Here is a 15,219-nt window from a genome sequence, read left to right as displayed (position 1 = left end):
TTTATTATACCATGCTATTTGTCAAAAATGAATTTAGAAATACGATAATCATCTTCTTAGTCAAGATATTGGTCCCTCTGACCTTGATACACCTGCCAAAGAATCTCTATTTGCTCCTTGGTAATGCGTTTTTCAGATAAGTTAGGCAGCTGGTCAATGGCAAAAAATTGAAGGTCAGCAATTTCTTGATTTTCTTGGAATTGTCCATCAAGAAGCTTACATTCAAAAACAAACTTTGCATATTGTTTGCTCTGTAGCTGGAAACGATTGGTATCAAAAACAGCTATCAGTCTTTCAACTTTGGCTTTAAAACCGGTTTCTTCTTCAATTTCCTTGAGAATATTTTCAGTTGGTGAATAACCGACCTCGCCAAAGCCACCTGGCAAAGCCCAATCATTCTCTCCTTGTCCCCTAACCAGACAAATTTTTTCATCCTCAACAATCCAAGCACGGACGTCCATTAAAGGAGTCGCATAAGCGGAAGTTGGTTTCAAGATTTCTGCCACTTCTTCTGCATCCAGGTCTGATCCCTGATTCAACATTTCAGATAACAGACTTCGCAAGTCCTCGTAGCGCTCACGGTCAAAAGGATCTTTTGTAAAGGTTAAGCCAGTATCTGTAAGGGCAATCATTCTTTGCAGATACTTAACAAAATCACTTGTCTTCATGTTCTAAACTTTCTACCAACTTGGCTAGGTTCATAGAGTTAGAGCCTTTGAGCAAGATTTGGTCATTGGCACTGAGGCTTTCCTTAACCTGCTTGACTAGAGCTTCAAATTGGTCCTCGTCAGCTGTTTTTTTGAAGTAGTAAACATGGCCGATTGGGAACATTTGACTGGCAAGTTGGGCCAATTCAGCAATATCTTCCCCATAGAAAATAACGGTATCCAGCACATCTGGCGAGAGGCTCAAAATCATCTGGTTATGGAGCTGAACAGACTGGTCACCGAGTTCCTTCATGTCAGCCAAAACCGCGATTTTCTTGCCTCCTTCGTTGGCTGGAATAGCCGAAAAAGTCTCTAAAATCAACTTCATAGCAGTTGGATTGGCATTATACACATCTGATAGAATATCTGCACCATTGGTTGCTTTCTTCCACTCTGTACGGTTACGCGTCAATTCAAGATTTTGGAAGGCCTGACGAATTTGCCCCTCTGAAACTCCTTCTTGTAGGGCAACATAAGACGCAATCATAGCATTGGTGGCATTGTACTTGCCAGTTACTGGCAAATCGAGGGCTTGTTCCAAGAAATTAGCCTTAAAGGTCAGACTGTCCTTGCGCTCAATCAAGTCTGTGATTTCCAGCTCTGCTCCTTGCCCAAAACGAACCACCTTTTTATCAGCTGGCAAGTAGTCCTCTACAATAGAGTCAGCCGGTGCCAAAAGCAAAGAACCCGATGCCATACCATCTGCAATTTGCATTTTTCCTTTAGCAATCTCTGAACGGTCTTTGAAAAAGGCCAAATGTGCTTCTCCAACCAAGGTCACGATGGCTGTTTTTGGACGAGCCAATTCTGACAAGAGATGAATATCTCCCAAGTGATCCTGTCCCATCTCCAAGACCAATTTTTCTGTTCCTTCAGGCATATGGAGAACTGTGTAAGGAAGGCCAATCTCGTTATTGTAGTTGCCTTGAGTTTTGTAGGTTTTGTAGGTTGTTGATAGCAAGTGCGCTAACATATCCTTGGTCGTTGTTTTACCATTTGAACCTGTGACCGCAAAGACATCAACAGCTGTTTTTTCAAGATAATAGGCAGCTAGGGATTGAAAGGCAGCCAAAACGTCATCTACTAGAATGTAGGGATGATTTGCGACCTCTTTCTCAGACAAGGTTACTGCTGCACCCTTTTCAAAGGCTGTTTCAATAAAGTCATGACCGTCACGCGCACCTTTAAGTGGCACAAATAAATCTCCTGTCGCAATCAAACGACTGTCAAACTCAGCCTTTTCTAACTGGGTGTCCTCAAAGATGCTGATATCATTTTTAGCTCCTACAACTTGAGCCACTTCATGGATCGTTAATTTCATTTCTACTCCTTTAAAAAGGGTCGAAGCTCGAGAACTCTAGTCACCTTTCAGTGATGGTTCTGGCTCCTACCCTCTCTTTCATTTTTATAGCAAATGCGCTTCGCGCTTGTCAAAACTTTCTTTAGCAAGATCAACCAAACGCTCGATTAGTTCTGGGTAGCTGATTCCCATATTGTCCCAAAGTAGTGGGTACATAGACCACTGGGTGAAACCTGGCATGGTATTAAGCTCGTTTAGGAAAATCTCTCCCTTATCTGTATAGAAGAAATCGCAACGAGATAGACCGAGGCCACCAATAGCACGGAAGGCAGTTTCTGCATTTTGACGCATGACAGCTACCACATCATCACTGATTTTGGCTGGAATATCCATGGTAATCTTGTTATCAATATACTTGGCGTCATAGTCGTAAAAGGCAACATCCTTGACTACTTCTCCTGGTAGCGTACTCTTGACATCGTAGTTGCCCAAGAGACCAACCTCGATTTCACGGGCATTCACCCCTTGCTCAACCAAAACACGGCTGTCATATCGGAAGGCAAGTTCCAAAGCTTGGCGGAGTTCCTCTTGATTTTCAGACTTAGAAATACCGACACTTGAACCCATGTTTGATGGTTTTGTGAAAACTGGATAAGTCAATTTTTCTTCAACTTCGGCAATTTTAGCAGTCACATCATCACCTTCGACAATGGCCACATAAGGAACTTGGGCAATCCCGACAGATTCTAACACACGCTTGGTCGTGATTTTGTCCATGGCAAGGCTAGATGACAATATGTTACAACCAACATAAGGCATTTTCAAAACTTCCAAGAATCCTTGAACTGAACCATCTTCTCCCATCGGACCGTGAAGGACTGGAAAGACCACTGCTCCTTCTTCGTAGATGGCACTTGGTGCAACTTTCTTATCCCAATCAATGGTTTCATTGGTCATAAGACGATCCTCTTGACCTGGAGTCTGGCTAAATTCTTGCGTTTTAATAAAGTCACCTGACTGGCTGATGAAGAAAGTCTTGACTGTGAAACGGTCGTAGTTGACCGCACGCATCACACTCTCAGCTGAAAGAACAGAGACTTCACGCTCTGCACTACGTCCACCGTATAAAAGAATAATCGTTTGTTTCATATTATTTGTTCCAATTCTAATAGAATACTCGTTCTTTAGTATATCATATTTGCTTCTTTTTTGAAACTTGAACCTGATACTGGTCTTCAATAAATCTAAAAAGAGACCGATAAAACAACTGTCGGCCTCCTTGATTTTTTGTATAAATGAATTGAGTGTGTTCATTTGTCTAGACTTACAACTCTGTTCGATTTTCAATAGCTCGTAAGAGTGTAACTTCATCCGCATACTCAATGTCCGCTCCCACAGCTAGACCTCGTGCTAGACGCGTAACCTTGATACCAGCTGGCTTGAGCAAGCGTGAAAGATACATGGATGTCGCTTCACCATCTGCTGTAGCATTGGTCGCCACAATCACTTCTGAAACTTCACTATCCATAAGACGAGTCATCAGGCTCTTGAGATTGATATCATCTGGACTGATACCATTCATGGGAGAAATGAGTCCATGCAAGACATGATAGAGTCCATGGTATTCTTGGATATTCTCCATGGCTGCCACATCGCGACTATCCTCGAGAACTAAAATGGTTGTCTGATCACGAGTCGGATCGGTACAGATAGAGCAAGGATCGTCATCAGTCAGGCGACCGCAGATGGAACAGTAGGTCAGCTCTCTCTTAGCAGAAAGGAGATTTTTAGCAAATTCATTGACATCGTCATCAGACATTCCAATAGTATAGAAGGCCAGACGGGTAGCCGTCTTAATCCCGATACCCGGTAATTTCGAATAACTGTCAATTAGCTTAGCAATAGGTGTTGGATAAAGCATATGTTCCTTTCTAATTCATTGGATGATGTTGGTTATAGAGGTTGATAATATCGCGCGCAATGGAAGGTCCGACACCATTTGTAAGGTTGGTGTTATGAGGGAAGACAACAGCTACAGCGATTTGAGGATTATCTGATGGTGCATAGGCCACAGCATTGGTATTGTTAGCTTTTTGACCACCCTCAACATAACTTTCGGCAGTACCTGTTTTTCCACTAATGGATACCGCTGCGCCATTTGAAAAGGCACGACCGGTTGTCAAAGCACTACCACCATGTGAAACTTGATAAAATCCTTGTTGAAGAATGGAAACATCAGACTCAGAAATATTAATTTTATTCATTTCCTTGGTTTCAACAGATTGGATTAAGTTCCCTAAGCCGCCTTGTTCATTATTTCCATAAATCCCCTCAACAATGTGGGGCGCAATCCGAACACCGTTGTTGGCAATTGTTCCAACATACTGGGCCAATTGCATTGGGGTGTAGTTATCAAACTGACCAAATGCATTGGTAATGTAATTAGCAAAATTATACTCTTTTGGTATAAAACCAGTTGACTCATCTGGAAGGTCAATGCCTGTTGAGGCTCCAAGACCATATTCCGCAAATGTCGAGCGAAGTTTCCCCATAGCGGATTCTAAATTGTTAGTTAAAACAAACATATTGGGTTGATAGGTCTGACCCATAATGCCCAAAGCCGTTTGAACCATATAGGTATTAGAAGAATACTCCAAGGCTTCCACAGCTGTAATCGGGAATGAACCGTAGGCCTGAGTGTACCAAGAATTAATCGGAGCTGAGCCTTGGAAGACAATCGGTTGGTCTGTCAAGGTCTGGTTCCCTGATAAGACTCCATTCTCCCAACCAGAGCTGATGGTCGCCGCCTTGACAACAGAACCCGGAACAAAGACATTGGTTACTGTTCCCAAGGAATCAGGCGTTAGCTCCCCCGTTTTCAAATCATGTTTGAGCCCTGACATAGACAAAACCGCACCTGTTTTTGGGTTCAAAGCAACTGCATAAACACCTTCAGAATATCTGGCTCCTCCATTTCCTAGCTCGGAATTGAAGTAACTCTTAAGCAGATTGTCCACGCTATCTTGGAAGGACAAATCAATAGTCAGTTTAATATTATTCCCTTTGGTACCATCTTCGATATTTTCGACACTTTCCATATTACCATACTTATCTAGATGGATTTCTTTCACCGAGCGTTTCCCTTGCAAGGTTTCTTCATATTGTTTTTCTAGATAAGAGGTTCCAACACGGTCGTTTAGAGAATAACCTTTTTTGATATAAGCATCTGCTTCTTCAGCTGGAAGACCAGCTTTTTCACTGGATACACTACCTACTATAGACGCAAGTGAAGTCTCTAGGACCTTTCGATCCCACGAAGTTGAAATACTGATACCAGGTAAATTCTTAGAAGCCGAAGCAATCAAGGCAATCTGAGTATCTGTCAAGGAGTCTGTCGCAATGGTCCCTGTCGCAAAATTTCCAACTGCATTGAGTTGGCTAAAGAGATAAATTTCTTTCTTTTCGTCATCCGAGTAGGTCAATTGACTTGGATCGATACTTTCAACAGTATTATTGTAAAGCTCGGATTCAGATAATTGATTGCCATCAGAATCAAGTCGCTTCTCACGTGGTAAACTTTCCACTGCTTTCTTATATACATCTTGATCTGCTAGATAATAGTCCGCCAACTGTCGATCAGTCAATGTTGGAGAAGTAACTCCCACATAAGCCAGCAACTTCTTGGCTGTTTCTTTTAAATCTGCAGCCGTCATTTTGTTGTTTCGAGTAAAGGAAACGACTTGTTTCACAGTATTTTCAACCAAAGGCTTGCCACTAGCATCATAAATTTCGCCCCGAGCCGAACTAGTAGTCACCTTTGTTTTACTAGCAGATGCTAATTTTGTCTCATAAAAATCCTTGTTCAAAACCTGCATATAAAGCAGGCGACCTATAATGGCCATAAAGAGCAAAATGACAATCGAAAACAATAAATTAAGCCGAATCGGAATCGAATGGCTGTCAAATTTTCTCATACAAATCAGTCTCATTTCTATTTAAAATCTTACTCTTCATTGTACCACAATTTGAGCAGAAAATTATGGAAAAGCAAGAAGCTTTTTTTCGTTTTTACAGTAAGATACGTTTTTATTTATTCATCCCTATATTATATGTTATAATGAATGTAAAAGTTCAATAATCTAGTCTTTTTCCAACACGACTCATTTAAAGGAGCCTTTCTATGGACAAACCAGATATAGCAACCATCATTGATTCCCACTTCGAAGAAATGACAGATTTAGAGCAAGAAATCGCTCGCTATTTTTTACAATCTGAAACCATTGCAGATGATTTATCTTCCCAACAGGTCACTCAAAAATTACATATCTCTCAGGCTGCTCTGACCCGCTTTTCTAAAAAGTGTGGTTTTACAGGCTATCGAGAATTTATTTTCCAATACCAACACCAAGCAGAGAAACAGGACACCCATTCTCACAAACACAGTCCACTGACAAAACGAGTCCTTAGAAGTTATAGCAGTATGCGGGAACAAACACAGGACTTGATTGACGAAGTCCAACTAGAACGAATCGCCCAATTAATTGAAGATGCTGAGCGTGTCTACTTCTTCGGAACAGGTAGTTCTGGCCTTGTTGCTCGTGAAATGAAATTGCGCTTCATGCGTCTGGGTGTGGTCTGCGAGGCTTTGACCGATCAAGACGGCTTTGCCTGGACAACCAGTATTATGGACGAAAATTGTCTCGTACTCGGTTTCTCACTTTCTGGCACAACTCCTTCTATTTTAGATAGCCTATTAGATGCCAAGGAGATGGGGGCAAAGACTGTACTCTTTACAAGTGTTCCCAATAAAGATAGCCAGGCCTATACAGAGACTGTTCTTGTAGCCACCCACAGTCAGTCATCCTACATCCAACGAATATCCGCTCAACTTCCAATGCTCTTCTTTATCGATTTGATTTATGCCTACTTTTTGGAAATCAATCGTGAAAGCAAGGAAAAAATCTTTAACAGCTACTGGGAAAATAAAAAACTCAACGGCTATCGTAGACAAAAACGTATCAGAAAATCCTAGCTTGGCTGAGCCAAACTAGGATTTTTATTCATCACCAAACATCACTCTTCTAGATTATGAATTAGTCGTATCTTGACTTAGTCTTAAATAATTTCATATAATCACTTTTTGAAGGGAGTAAATAAGCAAGTCTGACAGTATCCTCAACAATTGTATATAATACGATGTAATCCTTACTCAAGGTCAATCCTCGCGTTTGGTAGTGAGGATCTAATTTCTTACCAAATTTTTCATCGGCATCAAATCCAGCTTGGGGGAAAATTTCTAGCCGATTAATATCTTTTCTAATATTGGCTACTTTTCGTCTCGCAGCCTCTACAGAACCAATTTCCTCCGCTATATACTGATATATTTTATCCAGACTATCAATCACTCTAGGAGAATACAAAATCCGATATTTTTTATAATCCATAGCGTGTCACGACATCCTCATCTGTCAAGTAATTTCCAGCCTCAATCTTGGCATAACTTTCTTGAACTTCTGCTTGTAATTGTCTAAATAAATACTCCTTCTCTAATTCCTCTTCACTTAGTAAATCTACTTCATTTGTTACGGCAACATTCTTTAAAAATAATCTAAGTGCTGATGAAAGAGAGAGATTTTTTTCTTTTAACACTTCCATGGCATCATTTACCAATTCTCTATTAGCTTGAAAGGTCACAATTTTATTTGAATTTGCTATAGACATTTTATATAATTCCTTTATATATTTTATTTATTATCTCACAATTATAAAGAAAGTCAAGGGAACTTGATTAGAAAATCCTAGTTTGGCTGGGCCAAACTAGGATTGTTTTGTTTTAAAATGATAATAGGCACCCAACATACCTGCTGTGTTTTGGTGATGGGCAAATTCTAATCGTGTTTTTTCTGCTAGGCTTGGCACTAAGGCATCTTTTAAAGCTGTGCGGATCTTGGGTTTGAGGATAGCCTCTTGCCCCATGATACCGCCACCGAGAATGACCACTTCAGGATTGGCAACGTAGCAAATATTTGCCAGACCTTTTCCTAGATAGTCTACCATGCGGTCAATACCAGCCATACAAATCTTGTTGCCTTCAGTAGCTTCCTTAAAGATGCGTCGCCCATTCCACTGTTCAACTAGATCGCCATGGCCTGCTGCTACATACTCCACCAAGGCTGTCGTAGAGGCCAAGTCTTGGAAAGCTCCATCCTGCATGTGCATATAACCAACTTCACAGGCCGAATTGCTAAAACCATGGAAGACTTTTCCATCCATAATCAAGCAACCCCCGATACCTGTTCCAATAGTCAAGCAAAGAGTGACACTCGCTCCCTTGCCTGAACCAGATACCGCCTCAGCCAGACCTGCACAGTTGACATCATTTTCAATCTCACAAGGAATCGCAAAACTCGTCTCGATTTCCTTCTTGAACTGGGTTCCTGCATAGTTGGGAATCTGAGGACCAGCATAGAAAATCTCACCCTTATCAGGATCCACCATCCCCGCAGAAGAAATAGCAACACCTGCTACTGGGCCTTTTTCTAGATAGCTGGCAACGATATCTTTGGTTTTTTGTAAGATATAAGGCCCACCCTTATGCGCCTCAGTTGGCATTTCATACGATTCAACAAGTTGGCCTTCTTGGTCGATCAAACCATATTTGATGTTGGTTCCACCGATATCAATTGCAACATAGTGTGTCATAAATACCTCCTTATGGATTAGAGGAAGCGCTCCTTGGTTTCATGAATCAAGGCTGCAGCTGCTTCTACAACTGGACGATCCTCTTCAGTTACTGGCGTCAATGGTGAACGAACAGAACCAATGTTCAAGCCTTCATTGATTTTCAAGACTTCTTTAATAACACCATACATATTTCCATGTGCAGCAGTCAATTTGCCAATGATTGCATTGATAGCGTATTGCAATTCACGCGCTGTTTCCAAGTCTTTGTCAGCAATCAATTGGTTGAGTTTCAAGAAGAGTTCTGGCATAGCACCATAAGTACCACCGATACCAGCTTTTGCTCCCATGAGACGACCACCTAAGAACTGTTCATCTGGACCGTTGAAGACGATATGGTCTTCCCCACCAAGACTCACAAAGGTTTGGATATCTTGAACTGGCATAGAAGAGTTCTTAACACCGATAACACGTGGATTCTTCAACATTTCTGTGTAAAGGCTTGGAGTCAAAGCAACCCCTGCCAATTGAGGAATGTTATAAATCACGTAGTCTGTATTTGGAGCTGCAGAACTAATATCGTTCCAATATTTAGCAACTGAGTATTCTGGCAAGCGGAAATAAATCGGCGGAATCGTTGCAATAGCATCTACTCCTAAGCTTTCAGCATGACGAGCAAGTTCCATACTATCCTTTGTATTGTTGCAAGCAACGTGAGCAATGATGGTCAATTTACCTTTAGCAACTGCCATGACTTCTTCCAAGATTAACTTGCGGTCTTCAACGCTTTGGTAGATACATTCACCAGAAGAACCATTGACATAAAGACCTTGAACACCTTTATCAATGAAGTATTGAACCAAGGCACGTGTACGTTCTGGGCTTACTTCTCCTTGATCATCATAACATGCGTAGAAGGCTGGAATGACACCTTCGTATTTTTTTAAATCTGACATAGATTTTCTCCTAAGATTTCTTTTTTTCTGCTAAAAGCAGGATTTATTCTTTACGTGTTTAGTATACACCTTGTGAAAAACGCTTTCAATATCTTGTGTACACTTAGATTTTAGTTTTGACATGTATTTTGAAACGTTTAAAGCTTGAAAGTAGTTTCAGAAACAAGCCATCCTATTCGTATTTTGCAAAAATTTTCTCCATCAATCCAGTCTGGATAAAGACCAATAGTCCAAATCCAAAAAGCAGGAAGGCTGAACCACCTAAAAGTAGACTGAAGGCTGACAGATAAAGAACCATCACAATGAGTATAAGAATGGCTAACATGAGGAAGAACCAAGGAAAGTTAAAACTTGCCAAGATCAGCCCCTTTTGTAACACTTCTTTCCAAGTTAAATCATAGCGCGCAGCGATCGGATAGCTAGCCAGCATCACGATAGTGAGGAAGATAAGAATGCCTAGACAAATAGCTTTCACCATTTGGAAAGGCATAGCTGTCTGCCCCCAGAAGAGATAGAGGTCTAGAAGACTCAACAAAACAATGCCTAACTCAAGCAGACCTAACTGAAGACCTAGTTTCAGATTTTGCTTGAAAGCTCTTAGATAGATTTTAAAGACAGGCACTCGTCTGCTCTTCTTAATATCAAACATGGTCTCGTAGAGGCTAATTTTAGCCACTCCAATCGTCACGATGGGCAAACAAGAAACAACAAAAAGAAGATTGGCTGTGACGATATCCAAGACCTTTTCACTAAAACGCATGAGAAAGTTGTCTGTATCAAATGCTGCCTTGATAAGGCTTACTCCTTTTTGTGCCATGTTTGCTCCTCCTGATTTTTAATCAATCAAAATTTTAAAGAGATATTTGCGAACCTTCTCTTCCATACCTGCATAGCCATTTGGCTGGTGAGGTTCTCCTGGAAAGAAAATCGCAAAATTGTGATAACCCAACAAGAGTGGGTAGTGTTCATGACAATGAACAAAGCCAATGTCACTCGCTTCGTCAAATGCTACTGCTTCATCTTTGATACGTGAACCGTAGCTAGAATATTCATGTCCTTCTACCAGCAAATGCAAATCTGCATAGTTTTTATGATGCTCAAATTGATCATTTTCAGCTTGATTGAGGACATTTTCCTGAACAACTAGAAAGACCTTGTCCCCGTCAATCTCATACTTTCCTAACTCGAAAGAATCTTTACGATGTTGATAGAGATAGTCGATAGCCTTGTCTAGATTAGGATGAATCCCCTTGTAAAAGGTAATATTTTTCAAATCGTCAAAAATCATACTCTTTCCTTCGTTTCTGATAGTTAACTAAAATCATTCTTAAGTTGATAAGTGTCTAACAAAACTTCATAAAGTAACTGCATACCCTCCATTTTGTAGACACTTATAACTCTATATTCCCATAGTATGCCAAGACTACTTCCGCCATCTTGACACACCAGTTTACTTTTCTTAACCTTTAACAGCTCCCATAGTAATACCTTGTGTGAAGGATTTTTGGAAGACAAGGAAGACTGTTACGATTGGCACAGCTGCAAGGGCTGCCCCTGCCATGATCAAACCATAGTTGGTTGCCATTTCGGCCTGCATGGTCGCAACCCCGAGTGAGATAGTCAAGTTGTTACGTGAAGTCAACATAACCAACTGCATGAAGTAGTCGTTCCAAGTATTGATGAAAGTGAAGATTGCAAGGGCTGCAAATCCTGGTTTCACAATTGGGAAGGCTACGCTCCAGAAAGTACGAATCTCACCACAACCGTCGATTTTAGCTGATTCAAGCAATTCTGTTGGGATGTTTTCGCTAAATTGTTTCATAAGGAAGACCCCAAATGGCCATCCAATCAAAGGCAAGATAACTGCCCAAAGAGTGTCATGGATTCCCATGAAGTTGACGATACGTACCAATGGCACAAGGACAACTTGTTTTGGAAGCGCCATAGCAGCGATGAAGATGGCAAATAGAATGCGTTGCCCATAGAAACGTTTTTTAGCCAATACATAACCTGCTAGAGATGACGTCGCACAGACTAAGAACATGGTTACCAATGAGATAAACACAGAGTTCCACATCCACTGCATAGCAGGGTTTTGCACCATGAGTTGTTGGAAGTTTTCCATGGTTGGCATTTTAGGGAACCATTGTGGCGGAATCATAATGGTATCAGGCTGTGATTTGAAGGCCCCTGTCAAAATCCAGTAGAACGGAAAGATGAACAGCACGGTCAACAAGAGCAAGATAATAGTTGAAATAACAGTGAAAGCTGTTAAAGGTTTCTTTTGTGTAGATTGCATAGCTGTCTCCTTTCTTTAGTATTCTACGTCGTTTCCAAGTACTTTAAATTGAACAAAGCTTACGATAGCAATCATGACTGCCAAGAAGACACCGATGGTATTTGCATAGCCGTATTCTGTCAATTGGAAGGCTTTTTCGTAAAGGTAGTACATAAGTGTACTTGTTGAATAGTTTGGACCACCAGATGTCAACAACTGAATCAAGGCGAAACATTGGAATGAGTTAATTGTTGTAATAATTGCGATGTAAAGAGTTGTTGGAAGAAGGCTTGGCCATTTAATCTTCCAGAAAACTTGCAATTCAGTCGCACCATCAACACGCGCCGCTTCCACCAATGAATTGTCAATATTTCCCATGGCCGCGATATAAAGGATAATTGGCTGACCAACAGATGTTGTCAAAAGGATAATCATAATCGCCATCAAAGCCCAGTTTTTATCTCCCAACCAAGAAATATTTTGGCTGATGATGTGGCTTGACTTAAGGACAAAGTTTAGAATCCCTGATAGTGGGTCATAAATCCATTTCCAAACAACTGTTACGGCAACACTACCTGTTACAACAGGAAGGAAGAAGACGAAACGGTAGAAAGAACGGGCAATGGCATTTTGATGATAGGTCTGAGATGCTACAAAGAGTGAGAATAGAACAACAACTGGTACAGATCCAATAACCAGAATCACGGTATTGATCAAAGACTTCATAAAGACAGGGTCTTTAAACATGCGAATGTAGTTGTCCAAGCCCACAAACTCAAATTTAGTCATTGAGTAGTTAAAGAAACTTGTAATGAATCCCATAATCATAGGAGCCAATACAAAGATGACAAAGAAAAATAATACTGGTGCTAGGAAAGCGTAGGAAATCACTGTTTCCCGCATACGAATTTTATTGACTTTCACAGTCGGCACCTCTCTTTCACTAATAGAATATTTTGGATTTTCTTGAACTGTTTTAAAATCAAAATGAAATTTTTTAAGATTCGCTTATGTAAGAACTTCATTTTAATTTCGTGACAGTTCCTACCATTTCAAACAAAATCCTCCCTTTTCTTACATAGACTATGCACAGGGAAAAGGGAGGAGTCAATCTGATTTAGTGCTTATTGTTTTGTAGCTTTTTTAATTGTTTCGTTAGCTTTTTCAGTGAAGGCTTTCAAAGCGTCCGCTGGTTTTTCGTCACCATTTGATACAGATTGCAACATTGGGAACCAAAGTGTTCTCATTTCAGCAAAACCATTGATAGTGTTGTAGTATGGTGAGTAGTATTTAGTCCAACCACTGATTGTTTCCATACGTTTGTCATCATAAAGTTTGCCAAATGAAGTACGAACTGGGAAGGCACCTGTACGAACAACGTCTTTTGGACCCCATTCTTTGTCATCCGCGATGAATTGAACGAATTTCTTAGATGCTGCAACTTTCTTGTCGTCTTTATTGTTGAATACTGCAAATCCGTTTACAAGGTATTCAAGAGCTGGTTTACCTGAATCTGATGGGAATGGTACTTCTACCACTTCTACTTTACTTGCTTCCAAGAGTTTAGCTTGGATACCGTTTTGAGCTGGTGCCCAAAGGATTGTGTAAGATGTTTGACCGTTGGCAAAGTTTTGGATATCTGCTCCACCGTCAAATTGTGAACCGTTGTTCAACAAACCGTCTTTGATCCAGCTAGCTGCTTTTTCAAGACCTTTGACGAATTTAGGATCATCAGTTGTATATTTTGTTACATCTTTATCTGTTACAGAACCGCCGTAAAGGTTTGAGATGAAGGCACGTGTTCCTTGGTCTCCCCCTTGACCTGAACTGAACAATGAGCCTGGTGTATAACCTTTATCTTTAAGCGCTTTCAAAACTTTTTCAAAATCATCAGTTGTCCAACCTTCTTTTACAAGGTTTGCAACTCCAGCTTCTTCCAACATTTTCTTGTTCATAGCCATGTAGAATGGTGCTGAACTGATTGGATACATGTAAGCTTTGTCCCCAGCTTTACTTGCTTGTACGATATTTTCGTTGTTAACATCTTTGACGAATTCGTCTGTGAAGAGGTCGTTCAACTCAGCCAATTTACCATTTTTACCGTATTGGATGATACGTCCTGGTGCGTCAAAAAGTACGTCTGGAGCTGTTCCTGCTTCGATAGCTGTTGTGATTTTTTCAGGACCTGACTTAAAGTCGATGGTTTCCAATTTCACTTTTACATCTGGATTTGCTTTTTCAAACGCTTCGATGATTGATTTTTCATATGTTCCAACACCGTCACCAGTTTTTTCTTGAGTGAAGACTGGGAATGCCCACCAAGTGATTTCTGTTTTTCCACTATCGCTACCAGATTTTCCAGCATCTTTACTTCCACCAGAATTACCACATGCAGCAAGGCCAAGAATCGCAGCACCCGCAAGTACTGTACAAGCTAGTTTTCTAAATTTCATTTGTATTCTCCTAATTGATAAGCGTATCCATATTGGATAATGAGTAAGATTGCATTTGTATACGTTTTCATTTTATCCGACGCATCCACCACTCTCCTCTGTTTTTAGATTGTGTTATTTGAGACCAGCAACGAAGCGTTCTGTGATCTCTTTTGGTCTAGTAATAGCGCCACCAACAACAATACCTCGCACTCCATATCCTAGGATTTGTTTGGCTTGTTCTGGTGTATGGATTTTTCCTTCTGCAATGACATCTACGCCAGCATCACAAAGTTTTTTGATTAATTCAAAATCGGGACCATCCACTTTTGGACTGTAAGATGTGTAGCCTGATAAGGTTGTTCCGACAAAGTCAATTCCTGCTTCAACAGCTACAAGTCCTTCTTCGAAAGTACTTGTATCAGCCATCAAGAGCTGGTTAGGATATTTTTCCTTAACCTGTCGAATGAACTCTTGAATTTCCAAACCATCGTAGCGTTCACGCTTGGTACAATCCAAAGCAATCACCTCGATGTCAAGTTCTGCCAATTCATCAACTTCTTTCATCGTAGCCGTGATGAAGGGTTCTTGCGGTGGATAATCTCGTTTAATTATCCCAATGATTGGAAGGTTTGTGACCTCCTTGATTTCCTTGATATCGCGAACACTATTTGCTCGGATACCGACTGCTCCACCTTGCTCAGCCGCTTTGACCAGCAAGGGAATGACTCCTCCCGCTTCTGTATAAAGCGGTTCGTGAGGAAGGGCCTGACAAGAAACGATGATTCCATCTTTGATTTGTGCAATCAAGGCTTCTTTAGTAATCTGTGGCATCCTCTTTCCTCCTTTTCTTTGTTCTTATGAG

The 15,219-nt window shown here is 40.8% G+C and carries 16 protein-coding genes; 1 reads left to right on the top strand and 15 read right to left on the bottom strand.

Annotated features, from left to right (window positions below):
* Positions 1–56: 56 nt before the first annotated feature.
* From JQ841_RS04000 to pbp2b, 5 genes are all read right to left on the bottom strand, one after another.
* A complete protein-coding gene (locus tag JQ841_RS04000) occupies positions 57–668 on the bottom strand; it encodes an NUDIX hydrolase N-terminal domain-containing protein (protein ID WP_203180178.1) in 612 nt (203 codons plus the stop codon).
* Positions 655–2,028, bottom strand: coding sequence for a UDP-N-acetylmuramoyl-tripeptide--D-alanyl-D-alanine ligase (locus tag JQ841_RS03995; protein ID WP_203180177.1), 1,374 nt, complete (start codon positions 2,026–2,028; stop codon positions 655–657). Before JQ841_RS03995 ends, JQ841_RS04000 begins: the two co-directional genes overlap by 14 nt.
* 84 nt (positions 2,029–2,112) lie before the next feature.
* Entirely contained in the window at positions 2,113–3,156 is a 1,044-nt protein-coding gene (locus tag JQ841_RS03990) for a D-alanine--D-alanine ligase (RefSeq protein WP_203180176.1), read from the bottom strand.
* A gap of 175 nt (positions 3,157–3,331) precedes the next feature.
* Complete coding sequence (recR, locus tag JQ841_RS03985) at positions 3,332–3,928, bottom strand: recombination mediator RecR (protein ID WP_000966754.1); 597 nt, start codon at positions 3,926–3,928, stop codon at positions 3,332–3,334.
* 10 nt (positions 3,929–3,938) lie between these two features.
* Complete coding sequence (pbp2b, locus tag JQ841_RS03980; protein WP_203180175.1) at positions 3,939–5,996, bottom strand: penicillin-binding protein PBP2B; 2,058 nt, start codon at positions 5,994–5,996, stop codon at positions 3,939–3,941.
* 191 nt (positions 5,997–6,187) lie between these two features.
* On the opposite strand from pbp2b, the gene JQ841_RS03975 reads away from it, so the two are divergent.
* Positions 6,188–7,039 carry a MurR/RpiR family transcriptional regulator gene (locus JQ841_RS03975; RefSeq protein WP_203180174.1) on the top strand — a complete coding sequence of 284 codons (852 nt, stop codon included), beginning with the start codon at positions 6,188–6,190 and terminating at the stop codon, positions 7,037–7,039.
* Positions 7,040–7,100: 61 nt separating this feature from the next.
* Here JQ841_RS03975 and JQ841_RS03970 read toward each other — a convergent pair whose 3' ends face one another.
* From JQ841_RS03970 to JQ841_RS03925, 10 genes are all read right to left on the bottom strand, one after another.
* Positions 7,101–7,451 carry a type II toxin-antitoxin system RelE/ParE family toxin gene (locus tag JQ841_RS03970; RefSeq protein WP_033676577.1) on the bottom strand — a complete coding sequence of 117 codons (351 nt, stop codon included), beginning with the start codon at positions 7,449–7,451 and terminating at the stop codon, positions 7,101–7,103.
* A complete protein-coding gene (relB, locus tag JQ841_RS03965; RefSeq protein ID WP_000020413.1) occupies positions 7,441–7,728 on the bottom strand; it encodes a type II toxin-antitoxin system RelB/ParD family antitoxin in 288 nt (95 codons plus the stop codon). Before relB ends, JQ841_RS03970 begins: the two co-directional genes overlap by 11 nt.
* A 96-nt stretch (positions 7,729–7,824) precedes the next feature.
* Complete coding sequence (locus JQ841_RS03960; RefSeq protein WP_203180173.1) at positions 7,825–8,709, bottom strand: ROK family protein; 885 nt, start codon at positions 8,707–8,709, stop codon at positions 7,825–7,827.
* A gap of 17 nt (positions 8,710–8,726) precedes the next feature.
* A complete protein-coding gene (locus tag JQ841_RS03955; RefSeq protein ID WP_203180172.1) occupies positions 8,727–9,644 on the bottom strand; it encodes a dihydrodipicolinate synthase family protein in 918 nt (305 codons plus the stop codon).
* 172 nt (positions 9,645–9,816) lie between these two features.
* Positions 9,817–10,461, bottom strand: a complete 645-nt coding sequence (locus JQ841_RS03950; RefSeq protein ID WP_203180171.1) for a DUF624 domain-containing protein — start codon at positions 10,459–10,461, stop codon at positions 9,817–9,819.
* Between the two features lie 18 nt (positions 10,462–10,479).
* Complete coding sequence (locus JQ841_RS03945; RefSeq protein WP_000575448.1) at positions 10,480–10,932, bottom strand: NanQ anomerase/TabA/YiaL family protein; 453 nt, start codon at positions 10,930–10,932, stop codon at positions 10,480–10,482.
* Positions 10,933–11,103: 171 nt separating this feature from the next.
* Positions 11,104–11,943, bottom strand: coding sequence for a carbohydrate ABC transporter permease (locus tag JQ841_RS03940; protein WP_001192119.1), 840 nt, complete (start codon positions 11,941–11,943; stop codon positions 11,104–11,106).
* A 15-nt stretch (positions 11,944–11,958) separates the two neighbouring features.
* Entirely contained in the window at positions 11,959–12,825 is an 867-nt protein-coding gene (locus JQ841_RS03935) for a carbohydrate ABC transporter permease (RefSeq protein ID WP_161683542.1), read from the bottom strand.
* 221 nt (positions 12,826–13,046) lie between these two features.
* Positions 13,047–14,375: an ABC transporter substrate-binding protein gene (locus JQ841_RS03930; protein WP_203180170.1), complete on the bottom strand. Its 1,329-nt coding sequence runs from the start codon at positions 14,373–14,375 to the stop codon at positions 13,047–13,049.
* Between the two features lie 114 nt (positions 14,376–14,489).
* Positions 14,490–15,188, bottom strand: coding sequence for an N-acetylmannosamine-6-phosphate 2-epimerase (locus JQ841_RS03925; protein WP_203180169.1), 699 nt, complete (start codon positions 15,186–15,188; stop codon positions 14,490–14,492).
* Positions 15,189–15,219: the final 31 nt, after the last annotated feature.

The sequence above is a fragment of the Streptococcus mitis genome (assembly GCF_905187535.1).
GTDB lineage: Bacteria > Bacillota > Bacilli > Lactobacillales > Streptococcaceae > Streptococcus > Streptococcus mitis_BS.
This window is presented reverse-complemented; position numbering and strand designations above follow the sequence as displayed.

What these genes read in the sequence shown, in the direction of transcription:
- JQ841_RS04000 (WP_203180178.1), bottom strand. Translation starts at nt 668, where the DNA reads ATGAAGACAAGTGATTTTGTTAAGTATCTGCAAAGAATGATTGCCCTT.
- JQ841_RS03995 (WP_203180177.1), bottom strand. Translation starts at nt 2,028, where the DNA reads ATGAAATTAACGATCCATGAAGTGGCTCAAGTTGTAGGAGCTAAAAAT.
- JQ841_RS03990 (WP_203180176.1), bottom strand. Translation starts at nt 3,156, where the DNA reads ATGAAACAAACGATTATTCTTTTATACGGTGGACGTAGTGCAGAGCGT.
- recR (WP_000966754.1), bottom strand. Translation starts at nt 3,928, where the DNA reads ATGCTTTATCCAACACCTATTGCTAAGCTAATTGACAGTTATTCGAAA.
- pbp2b (WP_203180175.1), bottom strand. Translation starts at nt 5,996, where the DNA reads ATGAGACTGATTTGTATGAGAAAATTTGACAGCCATTCGATTCCGATT.
- JQ841_RS03975 (WP_203180174.1), top strand. Translation starts at nt 6,188, where the DNA reads ATGGACAAACCAGATATAGCAACCATCATTGATTCCCACTTCGAAGAA.
- JQ841_RS03970 (WP_033676577.1), bottom strand. Translation starts at nt 7,451, where the DNA reads ATGGATTATAAAAAATATCGGATTTTGTATTCTCCTAGAGTGATTGAT.
- relB (WP_000020413.1), bottom strand. Translation starts at nt 7,728, where the DNA reads ATGTCTATAGCAAATTCAAATAAAATTGTGACCTTTCAAGCTAATAGA.
- JQ841_RS03960 (WP_203180173.1), bottom strand. Translation starts at nt 8,709, where the DNA reads ATGACACACTATGTTGCAATTGATATCGGTGGAACCAACATCAAATAT.
- JQ841_RS03955 (WP_203180172.1), bottom strand. Translation starts at nt 9,644, where the DNA reads ATGTCAGATTTAAAAAAATACGAAGGTGTCATTCCAGCCTTCTACGCA.
- JQ841_RS03950 (WP_203180171.1), bottom strand. Translation starts at nt 10,461, where the DNA reads ATGGCACAAAAAGGAGTAAGCCTTATCAAGGCAGCATTTGATACAGAC.
- JQ841_RS03945 (WP_000575448.1), bottom strand. Translation starts at nt 10,932, where the DNA reads ATGATTTTTGACGATTTGAAAAATATTACCTTTTACAAGGGGATTCAT.
- JQ841_RS03940 (WP_001192119.1), bottom strand. Translation starts at nt 11,943, where the DNA reads ATGCAATCTACACAAAAGAAACCTTTAACAGCTTTCACTGTTATTTCA.
- JQ841_RS03935 (WP_161683542.1), bottom strand. Translation starts at nt 12,825, where the DNA reads ATGCGGGAAACAGTGATTTCCTACGCTTTCCTAGCACCAGTATTATTT.
- JQ841_RS03930 (WP_203180170.1), bottom strand. Translation starts at nt 14,375, where the DNA reads ATGAAATTTAGAAAACTAGCTTGTACAGTACTTGCGGGTGCTGCGATT.
- JQ841_RS03925 (WP_203180169.1), bottom strand. Translation starts at nt 15,188, where the DNA reads ATGCCACAGATTACTAAAGAAGCCTTGATTGCACAAATCAAAGATGGA.